This window comes from Bacillus sp. RC252, from assembly GCF_044909215.1.
Lineage (GTDB): Bacteria > Bacillota > Bacilli > Bacillales > Bacillaceae_G > Bacillus_A > Bacillus_A mycoides.
Genome location: NZ_JBIYDV010000011.1, coordinates 115,764 through 134,355 on the forward strand (window position 1 = coordinate 115,764; position 18,592 = coordinate 134,355).

At 39.8% G+C, this 18,592-nt stretch carries 1 protein-coding gene and 1 pseudogene; both read right to left on the reverse strand.

Annotated elements, in window-relative coordinates:
* Window positions 1-31: 31 nt before the first annotated feature.
* Window positions 32-17,659 (reverse strand): annotated as a pseudogene (locus ABH960_RS17015) (beta-ketoacyl synthase N-terminal-like domain-containing protein); the annotation flags it as partial.
* Between the two features lie 22 nt (window positions 17,660-17,681).
* Window positions 17,682-18,584, reverse strand: coding sequence for a pentapeptide repeat-containing protein (locus tag ABH960_RS17020; protein ID WP_404447002.1), 903 nt, complete (start codon window positions 18,582-18,584; stop codon window positions 17,682-17,684).
* Between the last annotated feature and the right edge of the window lie 8 nt (window positions 18,585-18,592).

Genomic DNA, 18,592 nt, shown 5'->3' on the forward strand with positions numbered 1-18,592 from the left:
CACTTGGGTAATGCCTAATTAAGAAATTGGATAATTCCGATACATTCTTACACTCAAATAGCTTACTAGGTAATATATAGGAATCAATCTTATCGACAATTTCTGCTGTCATACTCACAATATTAGCTGAGGATAATCCCATTTCAAAAAATCCTTCTTCGTTTTGGACCTCATCCAATGGAATTTTTAAAGCATCTGATACTAGTTTACGGCAAAATAATATAGCTTTTTTATCTTGACTTAAGTGCATCTGAGTGAGATCTTTTGAGTGATCACCTTCTACACGCACAAATACAATTTCTAACATTTCCTCCTCTTCTAAAGGGGATGCAATCGACGCATTCGCTACGCTTGCGGAACTATCTGTTACCCAATATTTTTCTTTGGCAAACGGATAGGTAGGCAAATGTATACGTCCTGGCAATTCCTTGTATAAAGCGCTAAATTCCATGGAATACCCTCTAGCCCAAAGGTCCGCGACTTTATCTAACTCACCATTCTCTATCCACTGCGAGACTATTCGCTGCAATTCCTCTGTATCATCAAATAATCCTTGTTCTTTAGGTTTTTCAACGTCTTTTCTATACCAGCTGTTTGAAATATGCTCCTGACCATTCAGAAAAGCGCTAAAGACGTCGCGAATCTCATCCAGATGATGAACCAACGTAATAAAGCGCTCCGTACATGCTATCCTGCCAGTTTGAAGTGTAAAAGCAAAGCGCGATAACGAAAGCGTTGGGTTCGCATCTATAAAGTCAATTAAATTCTTAATGTATTCATTCAGTGCTTCCCGACTATTGGCAGACACAGGAATAAGGAAGCCACCAGCATCACGAATGAAATCTTCCTTAACCTCAGGAGCCTCTTCTAAAATGATATGAGCGTTTGATCCGGTTGCACCGATGGAATGTAACGCAGCCCTACGTACATTTCCTTTTCGAATTCTCTCATGTGACCATTCCATAACTTGATTTGGTAGATAGAATGGTGATGCTTCAAGGTTCAAATAAGGATTAATCTTCCCGTTGTGCAATGAATGTAGCAATTTTTTATTATGCAATTGCAATATGGCACGTGTAATTCCGCTAATACCTGATGCGGATTCTGCATGTCCGATATTGGACTTCACTGATCCCAAAGCACAATAACCTTTGCTCTTAGAATATTCCTGGTAAGCCCTTGTCATGGCTTCTACTTCAATAGAATCTCCAAGTACTGTGCCTGTACCATGTGCCTCCATATAACCAATGGTCTCAGGATCAATTCTAGACTTATCTAAACAATCTCTAATGACTGACTCCTGAGCGATTGGACTTGGTACATGCATACCGCTGGATTTCCCCACATGGTTGACTGCACTCGCCTTGATTACAGCATATATATCATCCTTATCCTTTAATGCCTGATCCAGTGGCTTAAGAATGACGATCCCTACACCTTCAGACGATACATATCCATCACCGCCAGCACCGAAGGAACGACAACGTCCGTCACTGGAGTGCATATCAAGCATGCCATAGCTTTGATATTTACTCGGGTGCAATGATAAATTCACACCACCAGCAATGGCAACCTGGCTCTCCCCTCTGTAAATACTTTCAAGCGCCAAATGAATGGCGGAAAGAGAAGACGTACAAACCGTATCAATCGCCATCGATGGTCCATGGAAATTACAAGTATAAGATACCCGATTGGCAATGACTGAAGCATTGAGCGACAATGGAATTTTTTTGTTATTTTGTGAATTTTCACTTTGAAGTAATCCATATTCATGATGCATCACACCAACAAAAACCCCAACCAATCTGCGGTTTAGCTCTCCTGTTGGGGTCACAATGTTTTCAGGTGTATAGCCTGCATTTTCGATTCCCTCCCAGCATACTTCTAGGAAATGTCGCTCTTGCGGATCCATTAATGCCGCTTCATCTGGCGAAATATTAAAGAACCTTGCATCAAAACACTCAACATCTTGAATAAACCCGCCCCATTTCGACATTGGCTTTCCTGAAGGTGAAACAACTCCTTCAAATTGACTGCTATCCCATCGATTGGTCGGAATCTCTGTAATACAATCAACGCCAGCATAGAGGTTTTTCCAAAACTCCTCGATATTATTGGCTTTCGGATATCTTCCTGCCATGCCAATAACCGCAACATCCTTCATATTCAACGAGTGATTAGACGGATCAGAAATCACTTTGCTACGTCCGTGTGTGGTTCTTCCTGCCATCAAATCAGTGGGAGGAATGTATTTATCGGTAGCCTCAATATGTTTACGAGTGCCTTTACCCAAATCTGATGCAATTTCTTTGCTAAGAGCCTTTTCAATCTCCGTTGGGTAGTTGCATCTTAGGTACCCACTTAACGTCGCTATTGTCATGTGTTCAAATACAAGAGTTGGTGAAAGTTTTATACCAAGTAAGGAACTGATACGCTTCATCATGTCTAACAACATAATTGAATCCAATCCCAGCTCATAATAGCTTTTATGGGGATCAATTTCTTGTTCATTCCCATTCAAATAGGATGCGATCATCGATTTTAATTGTGACTCAATAGACTGTTGTGAAGATTCCATATGATGTTGTTGAGTTATATTAATCGATTGCTGCGATACATTTTGATTTTTCTCCATAAAGCCCTGATCTCGCACCGCTTTGATTTTTAAATTCTTTAATTCACCAACTTTTCGACCATCGGATGAAAAATAATCTAATGACATTGTCATGATATCCCCAGTCACAATTATCTCCGCATGCCTGATGCGTACGTAGCAAGTATTTCCGAGAGCCTCGTTTGCATAAAATGATTCATAAAATAACGGCAAATACATCTTGTTATTCCCAGATATTTTCCGTAGTAACATACCACTTACGCCAACAATGCTACCATCTAGTAATGCCGGATGGAACAGATATTGGTTGCTCTCATCAACAGAAATATTCACCCAATATTCGCTTTCACCAACCATTACGTTCCCGTTCGTCCTCATGACTTCGGTATGAACTAAACTATTGTGAGCATAATCTGTGTAAATATCTCTTATTGGAATGGTTTCCGTTGCAAGAGTGGGAATCTCAATCACTTTTACTTTTTCCGTATAAGTAACAGGCTTTATCCGATACATTTCTGCCGTTATATACACTGTTTCATCCGTTGCATGCTCACTTTGTGAATCCGAGCCAGTGACTTGAATATCCCAACTATCATTTCCGCTCCTTTTTGCCTGAATATACAAATGCACGTTTATTGAATCATTCACAATTAGTGGACGATAAATGACCAGGTTCTTCAACTCCAAAGAGCGATATTCTGAACCTTTCTCCGTGAACCACTGGTATAGCAAATCAATCCAAGCAAGACCAGGTAGCGTGCACGTATCAAATACGGTATGGTTTTTCAATATCGGGTGCTCTACAGACAGCACATCACTCCATACATTCGATTGTGAAAAGCTGTGATTATATACTTTCTCTTCCGTTATTGTAGTCTGTAAGCTAGTATGGATCGGCACGAGTGTTCTAGCATCGACACGATTCATTTCTGGAACTAGCAAAGGTTGACGAGTTGGTGTATATTGATCCGTATCGTGATGCTTTAAAATCACATGAGCGTTTGTACCTCCATCTGCAAAACAGTTTATTGCAGCATAATGGATATCGTGATTTATTGCTTGGTCAGGAAACTTGAAATTTGCCCGCTCTAAGGAATAGTGCTCTAAAGGCTCCTTACCCGACAGGAAAGGCACAAGGGATTGTTTCTCAATCATCAATGCTACTTTAATTAAACTGGCAATCCCCTTTGCACATAGAAGGTGACCGATGTTCGGTTTCATAGACCCTAAGAATAGCGGGTTCATCGTTTGATTCCGATAAACCGATTCGATAGCCTTGATTTCCAGAAGATCTGTCACTTCCGATCCAGAACCGTTTACTTCAAGGTAACCAATTTGCTTCGGCTTGCTACCACTTTTTTGTAATGCGGTTTTCATGACCTCTTTTTGTGCATTCATATTTGGTGTCGCTGGACCGGCCGTTCTACCGTCATTGTTCACTGCCATCCCTTTAATCAAAGCATAAATTTTATCACCATCACGTTTTGCCTGTGACAGCGTTTTGACAAGAACTACTCCACATCCCTCACCAAGGACGACGCCTGATGCTCGACGATCAAGAATATGAATCTCTCCATCTGGCTGAAGCAATTTTCGTCGAGAAAAAATTTCATGTATATAAGGGCTGTTCAATAGACTAATTCCACCTACTAATGCAGCATCTATCGATCCTCCCTTCAACGCATCGATTGCGACCTGCAATCCTACAAGGGAAGATGAACATGCCGTATCAATCACAACAGAGGGACCGCTAAAATTGAAAAATTGAGAAAGGTTCGCCGCTAAGTAGTTTTGTCCTACTACTCTAATCAGATTACGGACACTCTCCATCTGTGAACGGTCTGCACCTTCGATTGTCCTCGCCCCAATATAGACACCAATATTTGCTCCGTTCAGATCATGATGACTATATCCAGCGTGGTATATCGCTTTCAAGCTCTCCTCTAACAATACGAGCGCCTGTGGATCCATCGCTTTCACATCATCCTCGGGAAGCATAAAGAACTGTGGGTCAATACCGTAAATATGATCAACCAATCCAGCAAAGTAATTATTTTTAGTACCCCAACAAGATTCGGGCACTTTTCGGATTGCGCTTTGACCTTTAGATAGTAAATCCCAATATGCTGAAAGACTCTCTGCACCAGGAAAACGACATGCCATACCAACTATTGCAATATCCTCGTTAACAACAGAGCGTACTTCCTCCTCTTTTTCCACTCGTGGTTGTTTAGATGGTTGTTCAAGCGGTTCTGCTTGAACAGATATTCTGTGTGTCCCGCCTTCTTGAGGCTCATCCTCCTCACAAATACGAGCTTTCAATTTTTTTAAATAGTTTTGTGAAAACCATGTGGCGAATGAATCTAGCGTTGAATGCTCGAGCAAAATAGACGGATCAATCCGAATGTCAAAGGTACGATTTATTTTTTGCAATATTTGAGCCATCAAAATAGAATCAACACCAAAGTCAGCAAATAACGCTTCACCATGAAGATGTCCTGGCTTTAACTTCAGCTCTGATTCAAATATTGGCTGCAAGAATGAAATAGCACGTTGAACTTCGTCAACCCCTGTTTTCTCCATTATAATATGAGTTTGTTTCTGTTTGACTGGTGTTTCTTGGGTGACAGGGTGATTATCTTTATTTATCAGGTAATCTGGCAACCAATTTTGATCGTTGATAACGACTGGCATAATTACAGGTACTTGAACACCTAGCAATAAATTATCCAGTATGCTCAACCCTTCTGCATTTGTAATACTCTGTATTCCGGTATCGATATACGCCTGACTTTTGATTTCTCCGAATCCCGTTTCCTTCCAGCTTGGCCATTGAACACTTACTATTGGCAACTTCAATTTATTGGCTTGTGCATAGTAATCCATAAACGCATTGGCCATTGCATAATCGCTTTGCCCTGCACCGAGCGTCGGGATACTAGCTGATACAGAAGAAAATAAAATCACAAACTTTAAATGTTCTGGCTGAAGGCAACGTATCAAGTTTTCAGTACCTATCACTTTCGGAGATAATACACGCGCTATACTTTCATTATCCTTTCGAATAAATGCAGGGTTAATAGTATCGGATAATCCTGCTGCATGAATGACCCCGGTAATCTGTCCCATGGAAGATTCAATTTCCGAGATTTGAGACCTGATCATTTCCACATCATCCAGTGGAAGGGATAATACCTTAACCATAACACCTTGTTCTTCTATTTTTTGAATCGATTTTATTTTTTCTTTCATTGCTTCAGAAAATTGTTCTGAATGTTTCCACTTGCTTCTGTCAGGTATATTATCTCTACCTGTCAACACTAGCTTTTTAACTCCATATTGATTCACCATATGATGCGCACATAGCATTCCTAGTCCTCTTGTCCCACCTGTCACAAGGAGTACTTGGTTATCGCTAAATTTGAGTATTTTCCGTTCTTTTTGGCTGATGTCTATCTCAGAAAGAATAGATTGATAGCGTACACCCTCTCGATAACAAACTTCCAAAACACTCGATCGAGCTTGTATCTCCTGCAAAATAATTTGGGCTAGCGATTCTAAATTTTCTTCTTTAGGATCGAGATCAACATGACGGCTTTTCACAGAGGGATATTCACTCTGAATCAATCGATAAAGTGCTGCTGATGCTGCACCATTCATATTGCTATCATCGTTTCGGAATGATTCAAGCCCTTTCGTAACATGGATAAGCTTCATACGATTCTTCGTTCTACCTAACTCTACCAAGTGCTGCAAATAAGGAATTGACTCTAGGGACATTGTACATTCCTCAATATCCGCTACATTCACCCAAATCGTGCAATCCTTCACTAGTTCTTGCCAATCCTTCCTTGATTCTCCTTGTTGGAGTAATAAGGCATTGTCGAATTGTCTACCAATCAGCTGAGCAATCGCTTTCGTAGAATAATTGTGAAAAATCACAACATCCCCGTTTACTTCTTCAAATCTTGTAATATCAGATTTTTTCCATGTTTTTTGCAAATATTTGAAAGAACGTTCAGATGATGGAATGCTGGATTGAATTTCATTCAGACTTTCTTTATCAATATTATTTATTTCAATTCCGGGTATCCAATAGCTTTCCTTGGCAAAAGGATAGGTCGGCAGAGTTATTCGATGTGGTTTACTTTCTCTATATAATAATTTCCAATCAATCTCTATGCCTGTCGTCCATAATTTTGCTAATTTCTCAAGTTTTGCTTTTACAATCCATTGATGAATTAATTCTTGGGAATCTTCATCAGTTATAAACAGATTGACCATATCATTATTTGGTTTAGCTTGCCCTTGATAGCAATGCTGAATCGGATTTTTATGCTCAATAAAGGCTTCCAATTTTGAAATGAGTTCTGGAATATTATGAACGATAAAACATACTCGTTCTTCAAATGCTTGGCGCCCCACTTGTAAAGTGTAGGCCAAATCTGTCAGTTCGATTCCTTTGTTCAACATCATAGAATCATGTGTAACAATCATTTCTTGATGCTGATATAGGAGCTCTTCGACTATCGCTGTGATCGTATATTGACTGTGATCGTGCATTTGGAACTCGAGATTAAGCTCCTCTTGAATTTTTAGTTGGATCGCCTTGAGTTGTATTGTATCTATCCCATACTCATCCCAGTCTTCATCTAAATCGATTGCATCTTCTTGCACATGAATGAGGTTGGCAATAATTCTACGAATCTTTCGCTCTAGAATTCCACTAATTTCTGCCGTCTCCTCTTGCATTCTATTTTCGGTTTTGGAATGAGAAGGTTGATTTTTCAGAAACTCTAGCAATTTCTCCGCATAAGCTAGTAAACGCTCTCTATTCTTGGCAGTGAGCGGAACTATGGCAGGTCGATCTTTTGAAATTACCACTTCCTTGGAGCGCTCCATTACTTTCGGGTTATATTCCTCTAGAATCACATGAGCATTTGATCCGGTGGCACCAAAAGAGCTTAAAGCAGCCCGACGAGGATATTTTACTTCGCGATTGTTTTCCATAATTACCGGTTGTTTCCACTCCTCAGTTTGGCGCTGTACATAAAATGGTGATTTTTCAAATTGAATATAAGGATTTAATTCATCGGAATGTAACGATGGGACCAATGTTTTATGATACAGATTCAGTGCAACCTTATGTAAACCGCTAATCCCCGCAGCAGACTCCGCATGGCCGATAATTGATTTTACAGAACCAATCGCACAGAATTGTCGATCTTGTGTATATTCACGATAGGCTTTCTCTAACCCTTGAATTTCAATGGGATCTCCCAATGAAGTTCCTGTTCCATGAGCTTCAACATAACCAATCGTACGCGGATGAATCCCTGTTTTCTCTAAGCACGTCGCAATCATATCTGCTTGTGCAACCGGACTTGGAACCGTAATTCCACTTACAGTACCTCCATGGTTGATGGTACTACCTTTAACAACCGCATAAATATGATCCCCATCTTTTATTGCCTTACTTAATGGCTTAAGAAGGACTGCGCCAACGCCTTCACCTGAAACGTATCCATCTCCTCCCTTGCCAAACGTACGACAATAGCCATCACTGGAATGTAAATCCATCATTCCGTAGGACATATATTTATTAGGGTGTAAAGATAGATTAACTCCTCCTGCCAGAGCCACTTCACATTCACCATGTCTAATACTCTCTAATGCGTAATGTACTGCAGTGAGCGAAGAAGAACACACTGTATCGATCGCAAGACTCGGACCATGAAAATCACAGAAATAGGAGACCCTGTTTGGTATTTGCGCATAATTCAATGATAAAGAAAATGCCTGCCCCTTTGATGCCGCTTCTGCTCCGATAAAAGCATAGTCTTTATGCATTACCCCCGCAAACACCCCCACAGGTCGTCGTTTATTCTTTCCTCGGGGTTTAACTAATGTCTTAGGTGTATAGCCCGCATCTTCCATCGTTTCCCAACAAGCTTCTAGGAATAAACGTTCTTGTGGATCCATCATTTCTGCTTCTCGTGGCGATATCCGGAAAAATTGAGAATCAAAGCAATCTGGATCGTCGATGAAGCCTCCCCATTTTGACATATTTTTTTCTGAAGGTGATTTTAATCCGTCAAATCGTTGCCAATCCCAGCGAGACTTCGGAATTTCACTGATACTATCTTTTCCTGCCTTCAAGTTCATCCAAAATTGTTGAAGATTGCTTGCTCCAGGATACCGTCCCGCCATCCCAATAATGGCAATATCCTGCTTAAAATTAGTTGTGATATCGGTATTTTCATCCCTATGCTCTGATTTTATCTCGAAATCAGAGACCGATGCTTGCTCAACAGACAGTTCTTCTGTCTCTATTGATTTAGAGCTATAGCTTTCCGCAAGATAAGCGGATAGTTCAGCAATTGTTGTATATTCAAATAGCAACGTCGGAGACAAGGTCATTTCAGTTTTGGCTTCAATGGCTGCGACCACTTCTAATAAGCCTCGGGATTTCAAACCCATTTCATAATAACCTACTTGTATATCGATTTGATCGACCGATTTCTGTAATTTATCTGCAAACAATTGTTGTAAAAAGGTTTCAAATTCAATCGATACTTCCCTATGGACTGCAAATGACTTCTTAGTTAACTGATTGGATGGAGATAAAACGGATTTTATTGCTTGCGGCTTTATTGTTTCTGTCATCTCCTTCTGACGACTTGAATCAATCAATCCAGCATCTCGAACTAATTTATTAATGAATTGCTTTAATTCCGCTACTTTCTTTCCTGTTTCATCAAAAAATTCCATCGTCAAATTAAGGAGTTCATTCTTTTGTTGCACAGACGATGTTTGAATTCGCGTAATACAATGTTTCTGTAATAGCGCCGTGGCACGAAAAGATTCGTAATGTAGTGGTAGGAATAACCTCGGTTCCCCTTCCAACATTGCAGGAAATAATCCTGATCCGACAGCACTTCCGTCAATAAGTGTAGGGTGAAACATTGAGTTCTCTCCACTATTTAAGGCTTCCTGACCAATAGATATATCTACAATCGTCGAATCGTCTACTTCATAAACCTCTCCTTCTGCCTTGATAAAACCACTATGAACTAATTCCTGTCCCCGACTTCGTTCATATAATTCGTCAAGGCGCATCATTCTTTTTGAATACAACTTTACCTCATCTAAATTAATAGACTCCTCAAAATCTACTACCTCAATGTGGTGCATCTCAGCTGTCACATATAGTTTCTTTTCAGGTTGTTTTCCTCCGTTGTGCCCTTCTTGACCTTCTACTTGAATCTGCCAATATCCCTCGGTCTTCTTTGAACATTGAATACTCAGCACAATCGGATGATCTTGTCCGACAATGAGCGGGTTGAAAATCGTTAATTTACGCAGTTCAAGTTGATTGTATGAATGACCTCTTTCTTCAAACACTTGATATAACATATCAATATAAGCCAATCCCGGTAGTAATGACTGACCATAAACTTTATGATTTTTTAATATTGGATGATCGATTCCCAATGACTTCTTAACAACGATTTCCTTGTCAGATTTTACGAAGGATACATCTTGAGATTTTGCATGAGTATCGATGATCTCATATCGATTTAGTTTTGGATGTTGGATCGGATTACGTATGATTTTACGTGACGAATACTCCTCCCATCCTTCCAAAATAACATGCGCATTCGTCCCCCCATCGGCAAAACAGTTTATTGCTGCAATTCGGGGTGTATTGATCCAGTCACTGCTTTTTCGGCAAAAATCAAACGGAGAAGATTCGAAATTATAATGTTTCGGGATCTGGTTTCCAGATAAGAAAGGAACGATTCGGCGATGGTGCAACATCAGAACAACTTTAATAAAGCTTGCAATCCCTTCGGCACAAAGGGGATGCCCAATATTTGGCTTTATAGAACCCAATCCTAAAGATGAAGTTGAATCTGATCGGTATATCGATTGAATCGCCTTGAGTTCGAGTAAATCCGTAACCTCTGAGCCCGATGCATTCGCTTCAACAAAGCTAATCTCCTTGGCTTTTTTTCCACTTTTGGTCAAAGCTGCTTGCATCACCTCTTTTTGAGCCTGTATATTCGGTGTTGCTGGACCTGCAGTTCGCCCATCATTATTGATCGCTGCCGCTTTAATGATGCCATAAATTTGTTCTCCGTCCTCTAACGCCTGCTCAACGGGTTTTAATAAAACCATTCCCACTCCTTCTCCTAACACGACTCCATTGGCTCGCTGATCAAAAGCATGGAAAGATGATCCTGAATTAAGAATTCCACGTTGTTGAAGTATCCGATGGGTTTCGTCTGTATTCAATAAATTAACTCCCCCTACGACAGCAGATTCAATTTCGCCACTAGACAAGGCTTGAATTGCCATTTTCATTGCTACGAGTGCTGAGGAACAAGCCGTATCGAGAACAATACTAGGCCCACGAAGATCAAAAAATTGAGATATGTTCGCTGCCAAATAATTCTGTCCGTATGCTACAATCGGGTTCACTGCCTGAAGAAGACTAGATTCATCTGGGCGATGCTGACTTCTACCACCAAGATAGACTCCAACCGATTTCCCCTTTATCTCCTGATGGGTATAGCCTGCGTGGTACCATAAATTCAACGTTTCTTCCAACAATAACAACGCCTGTGGATCCATCGCTTTGATATCATTTTCTGGAATGAGGAAGAATTTCGGATCAAAATCTCGGATGCGCTCAAGTAATCCCGCATAAAATGAATTCGAATAACCCCAGCGCTGTTGAGGGACCGGACGAATTGCCGAACGACCTTCCGATAATAACTTCCAATATTCATCGATATTATTCGCTCCCGGAAAACGGCAGGAAAGTCCTATAACTGCAATATCTGATGAGTTTGATACCTTACTATAGGATCCCTTAACCTCCTTCATCATCTTCCTGCCCTCTCTCTGGTCTATCATCTTAGATGCCAATAAATCCTGTTTAGGATGAAATGATTTGGTTAGCGAAGAAGAATACTCGCGAACAAGCCATTCTGTAAGCAATTCAATGGTTGTATATTCATAGATAACGGAAGGATCTATATCCTTATTGATCCTTTGATTGATGACACGCAAAATTTGGGCAAGAAAGATTGAATCAACTCCAAAATCTACAAACGGTACCTTAACGCTCATGTTTGATGGATCAATTTTCAATTCTTTAGAGAATAACGAAATCAACCAAGTTTGCGTCACATCCAAAATGTCTTCTGTTGATGCATTTTTCAATTTTATCGGTTCAGTTATATGTGCCTGAATTCCAGAAAAAATTTGATGATTTCTTCGTTTCTGCAAGTAATGTGGTTTCCACAAATCCATTTGAACCACTGCTGGTAGAACGACAGGTGCTATCTTTTTTAAGAGAATTTCATCTAACATCTGTAATCCTTCCGCATCCGTATGACTCAGCAGACCAGTTTCTTGGTATGCCCTGCTTTTGACCTCTCCCATTCCTGAGTTTTTCCAGTTTGGCCATTGAATACTCACAATCGGACATTTTGGTTTGTTTGCTTCTGCAAAATAATCCATATAAGCATTGGCAATTGCATAATCACTTTTTCCTGTAGCCAATGTTGGAATGATCGAAGATACCGAAGAAAACAAAATAAAAAACTGCAAAGGCTCAGTTCTTAAGCTTTTGCAGAGTATATCGAGTCCGGTGATTTTTGGTTCGAGTACGTGCTGAATCCGATTAATTGGCTTTCGAATGAAGGCAGGGTTCTCTTGATCATCAATGCCAGCGCAATGAATAATACCCCCAATCGGTCCCAGGATCATTTTCATTTCTTGTACACTTTGTTGTACTTCCATTTCATCTGCCAATGATACAGTCAAAACGTGAACTTGTGCACCCTGAGCTTCTAGAGCTTGAATCGCCTGAATTTTTTTCGAAATGGAGGTATTCTCTCTAACTTGCGATTCCCACTGTTCTTTCGGTGGGAATACGTCCCTTCCTGTCAGAACTAGGTGCTTTACACCGTAGTTTTTCACAAAATGTTGGGCACATAAAAGTCCAAGACCTCGGGTTCCTCCAGTAATCCATAGCACTTGATCCTCAGGAAAAATGATCTTTGTGTCTTTCCATTCTTTTGTTTGATGTTCCTGTAAATAAGCTCGATATCGCTCGCCGTTCCGGTAACAAACCTCTGCATCTTCATTATCCATAAGGAACTCAGAAACAATCTGTTTCGCCAAGAGACGATGATCCATTGTTGATTCAACATCCATATGTCGTGAGCGAAGATGTCCATATTCGCTTTGTAACATACGATATAATCCTGCTCGGGTAGCACCGACCAAATTGATTTCTGAATTTTGATAAGACTCTAACCCTTTCGTTACACCTAACAACATCAAGCCTTCTCTATGTCCGTATTCAATCAATTTTTGAAGCCATGGAATCCACTCCAGAGAGTCTATACTGTCCGTTCCACAGCCGATCAAATCAATTACCCCATCATAACTCTTCCATTCTTCTTCCGATTGCGTAAGATGTGATACAAGATCATGAAAATCTATTATTTTATAATTTGGAATATGTTGAGCAAGCTCATATGCTAACTCTTCTGTTTCATTTGTTTTTAATATGGCAATGGGTCTATTCCAATTTTTGATGGAATTAGCAGGGACATGTTCCCATTTTTTCTTCAAAAAGCGCATGGTTCGCTCGCGCTCTTTATGAACATTCTCTTCTGTTATCCAGTAATGATCTTTAGCAAAAGGATAAGTAGGTAGGCTGATACGAGAAAAAGATTCATTCTCGAAAATATTTTTCCAATCAAACTCATATCCTTTTACATATAGATTAGCCAAAGCAATCAATTTCTTGCCATAGACGGTCGTGTCCTGCATTTCACTTGTAAACAATTCACTTAAAATTGTCCGTCCTACCTGCTCCAAAAGAGGGTCTATCTGATGTTTTTCCCCCGGCTTAATTTCCCTCGAGTACCCTTCGGCATGACCATTGTTTAGTGCTTCCTTGAGTTTGGCTTGCAATTCCTGAACATCCTTGACCACATAAGCGGATCTCATCGCAAGATGTTCCCTACCCAACAGTAAAGTTGCACTGATGTCCTTTAAATGAAATTGTTTGCCTTCCATCTCTAACCAACGTAGAAGGTCTATCTCTCTTTGTTGCAACGCCTGTTCAGTTTTTGCAGATAAACAAATCAAATAACTTGATAAATTTGTGCTCGTTTGACTTGTAACGACGGGAGCTTCTTCCAGTACCACATGCGCATTAGTACCTCCCGAGCCAAAGCTACTAACCCCTGCCCGCCGTACGGATTGACTTTTAAGTAGTTTCCATGGACGATTTTGATTCACGATATAAAAAGGTGTTTTTGAAAGATCGATATGGGCATTTAATTGATTGAAATTTAAAGAAGCAGGAAGCATTTGATGCCTCATACTCAAGACAACTTTGAGTAATCCGGCTATGCCTGCAGCAGCTTCTAAATGACCAATATTAGTCTTAATCGATCCCAATCCACAGTATGGTTCCTGATTTTCCACTTTTCCCTTTGACAACTTAGAAAATGCGTCTTTGATTGCACTGATTTCTATTGGATCTCCTAACGAGGTACCCGTTCCATGCACTTCAATATAACTTACCGTTTCCGGTTTGACATTCGATGATTGATAAGCTTCGACTAATAAATCCGCTTGTTTTTCGGGATTGGGAACAGTTAGTCCACCTGACTGACCACCATGATTAGTTACTGAATCTTTAATAACAGCATAGATTAAATCTTGATCTTGAAGGGCTTGTTCTAACGGCTTTAACAGAAACATTACCGCTCCTTCACCACGTACATAACCATTCGCGTCTTGATCAAAGGTTTTACATTTTCCATCTTTAGACAACATTCCTGCCTTGTAATAAGCGATACTATTGGATGGGTAACACATAATATGTATACCGCCTACCAATGCTTGCTCACACTCACCTCGCTGTATGGATTTCACAGCTTCATGAACTGCAACTAATGAGCTTGAACAAGCTGTGTCCATTTGCAGGCTTGGACCATTTATATCATAGAAATACGATATTCGGTTGGCCATAGCCGCCATAGAAGTACCAATGCCAAAATGGGCTTCAATTTCATCTATCTTCTTATCAAGAAATTTGTTGTAATCCGATCCACTAGCACCAATAAAAACCCCTGTCTTACTGCCTGACAATGCTTTGGATGAATAACCTGCATCTTCAATACATCCCCAACTAAGCTCTAAAAGTATGCGTTGCTGCGGATCCATCAATTCCGCTTCTTTAGGTGATATACGGAAAAAAGAGGCATCAAAATGGGTGATATCCTCTAAAAATCCTCCCATATTGATTCCCTTATGCTTGTGTTCCGGATCTATCGAGTCTGGCCAGTTCCATCTTTCTGAAGGCATCTTACCAATGACATCCTTACCTTCTTTAAGCAATTCCCATAATTGTTGTTGATGGTCTATTCCTCCTGGCAATCGGCAAGAAATTCCGATAATTGCAACACCATCATTTGGGCCATCTGAAGGAGATTCCGTAACTCTTGGTTTGCCACTGCTTATAACATGATCATCCTGAACTCCTTGACTCGAAGTGGCTGGCTCCTTGATATCGATATCCACTTCAACCTCTATATCTACATGCTCCTGTAAATAAGAAATAATCCGCCCTGCCGTATTATACTTGAAGAAAAAAGTAGGTTTGAGCGGAATCTGATATCGATAACTAATTTGTTCATTGAGTTCTAATAAATCCGCCGAATCCAGCCCCATTTCCATCAATGGTCGATCGAAGGAAAAGCCTTCTTTTTTTGTATTACCTAGAATCGTCGTGATTGTATTTTCGATAAAATTTAGAATTGTTTGTTTCTTCTCATTCCTATAAGCTTCGTTTACTACTTCTGTATATTTTGGTTTCACTTGAAGAGCTGAACGTTTACGTTTAGCAATATCATAAGCAATCAATACACCATATCCAGCATTGTTTCTATCATGAGTACGAAAGTCAGGTACTAGTTTCTTAATTTGAGCACCATGCATTTCATGAAATCTTAATGTTGTATCGATTAATCTTCCTTGTTCATTTCGCATTCTAATATATTCTTCAAGTGGAATGTTAGTATGATTGTGATAATCTTTGCATCTTGATACACCCATAACGTATTCGATTCCATCCATCAGGCTGCAACGCTGCAACATAAACTCCAATAATTGATCTCCTAAACTACGATGTTGCATTTCAGGTAGAATATTCAATCCTAATAATTGGATAATCGTTCCTTCTTTCCTATGAAGTTTATCCACCGTCTCCATCGAGTGAAACATCAAATCTCCTGCGTTCACAATTCGTTGAGAAAATATCGCGCCAACTACTTGGTTATCTAGTTCGAGCACTAATTGTCCTTCAGGATAATGTTTTATTCTATCTCTAAGCACGAAAGAGGAGGTTCGCATCCCCGGATCCCAGCATTTGTTCTCTAATAATTCCAGTGCTGGTAAATCCTTTTCTCGCGCATACCTCACACAGTATTCTCTTCGCATAAAGTGATTAAGCGTAATTCGTCCAAATGGAAGGGTCTTTGGATATTTATTATATGTATCCGGGTTAGGAAACAAGCCTATCTCCGCAGCAGCCATTAAAAATCTATCCGCTTCGACTAACAACTGTTGTGAAAATCTATGATAGGCGTCAAAATGCAGACTTTCACATTTATCAATAAATTTACTTATGGTCTTAGGTTGTAGACAATGTACCTCCAATACAATTAATCCATGCTTACCTACAACAGCCGACCATCTGTTGAGATGCTCTACTAAACTTTGCATTACGAATGTTCCTGGAATGCTATTCCCACTCTCGTCAACATAAACGGCTTCTGATGAAATATTAGATCGTTGCTCTGCTGCTGAAATATCAACAGGAGGAAGATATGGACGATCATGGTCTAGAAATGAACGGATATGTAAAATATTTTCAGTATCATGAATACCTATATTTTTTAAATTAACAATCACCTTTTCAGGCTCGTTGATATCTCCTTTTAACACGATATGATCGATATCTTTCAATGTATTGGTCGTTGCTTGCAAAGCTTTTTCATTATAATCAATACCCACAAGTTTAATCGGATATTGTTCAAGAGCTTTACCCCTTAATGATTTATTTTTAATGATGGTATAGATTTTTTCAAGAAGCGTTCCATCTCCACATCCCATATCTGCAATGTATCTAGGCTGTTCAGCAACCGGCTCTTGATTAAATATAGAAAGAATCATTTCTTCCATATCCGAGAAATATTTTTTATGCTGAAAACCGCTACCTAATACATTAAGAGTACGATCTACATGTGACTCATGATCCGATTGATCTCGCTCAAAAACGGAGTTGTAATCACCGAATATTACTTCAGAAATGTTGGATAGCATCGGCTTGTAAGAAGCAACTGTTGCTGTAATAAAAATTCTGTCCAAAATAAAACGACCGGTGTCAGTAAATTTCATCTCTCCTTCCTTATCTGACAACCAGCCTTGATTAATAAATAATGAAATGATTTCCTCACGTACTACAGGTTTTAATTTTGAAAATTCAGCTTCATTCAAACGATCTTTGCTGGAAAACAGATCGTTCTCTTTCAATGCAATTAAAAGTGGTATCACAAGCATGCCATCAAGAAATTCAGCAAACATCGGGTTCGAAATATTCCAACGCTCACCAGATAATTTAATCCATTTTTCAAGGCTATATATTTGTTTCTGCTTGAAATAGTTATCCATTGGATACGTCATCAGCTCCACGATATCCCTCGGAATTTGATGATAAATTTTCGACGCTGGGGTTAGAATATATTCATCATTGTTGTTACGGTAAACCCAATTTAAAGATTCTAGCATATGCAACGCCACCCGAAGATATCCATGATTCGCTTTAAGCTCTTTTGCTAATTTAGTAAAAGGTGTAGGCGTTTCAGTACCTAGCTTATTAAAAAGACCTTGTTTCTTACAGGCAAGAATAACTGGGATGGTGACATAGCCGTGTGAATAATTATTTAAAATAGTTAACATCTTTTCACCCCTAAAGAAAATCTAAATAATTGGTATTATTCCAGTGTTCCGGACGATCAAGTGACGAAGGTAATTTCGTACTACGATCACCTTTGGCTGCGTTAACCTGAGATTGGGTAACAAAAATACTGTCGGACAGATCTGCTCCTCTAAGATCTGCATCTCGAAAATCCGCCCCAATAAAATCAGTTCCTCTTAGGCTGGCTCCCCTGAGGTCAGCTGCAATCAAGTATGCTCCTCGTAAATTTGCTCCTCTAAGATTGATTTTTCTAAGGTCTTCTCCGATAAGATCTGCCCCAGGACCAATTTTCTTTTTAAGACCAGATTGTCTTTTTTGTCCTGTATGATTTTTTTGACTTCGACGAGTTGCGGCTCGTACAAGTTCACTTGTTTTTAAGAGGAGAACATCAACGGAAGCCTTATGTTCTTCCATACCCAATTCCAACAGTGAATCTGGACTAAGACTGGTAAGTCGTTCTATCTCTTCAAACATATATTTGATCTGATCATGAATCAGGTATGCTGGTTTCAGCGTCAATGCTTCTGCTAAATACCAAAGCAATTCATGAAGCTGCATCATAATAGTAAACACTTTGAACATCTTCCCCTTATTATCGGGAGATTTCTGCCAATCTAGTCCAGCAAAACTAACTTGTGAAACCTTCTGTCCTGCACCAAAACAATCAAATGTTGTACAACCTTTTAGCCCGCGTCCGCGGAGACTTTCGTGAATTTTACAACGAAAGCCTGATTGTAAATGAATACAAGGCTGACCTGCCTCTTTATCAATTGGAAAGCCATCTGAAGCAGAGAAGCATAATGCTACACAGCACAATCCAAAACACTTCTCACAATTGGCTCGAAGATGGTGTCGCCCATCTTCGAGTAGGGAGGCATCCACTTCGGACGAAATATTGTCCT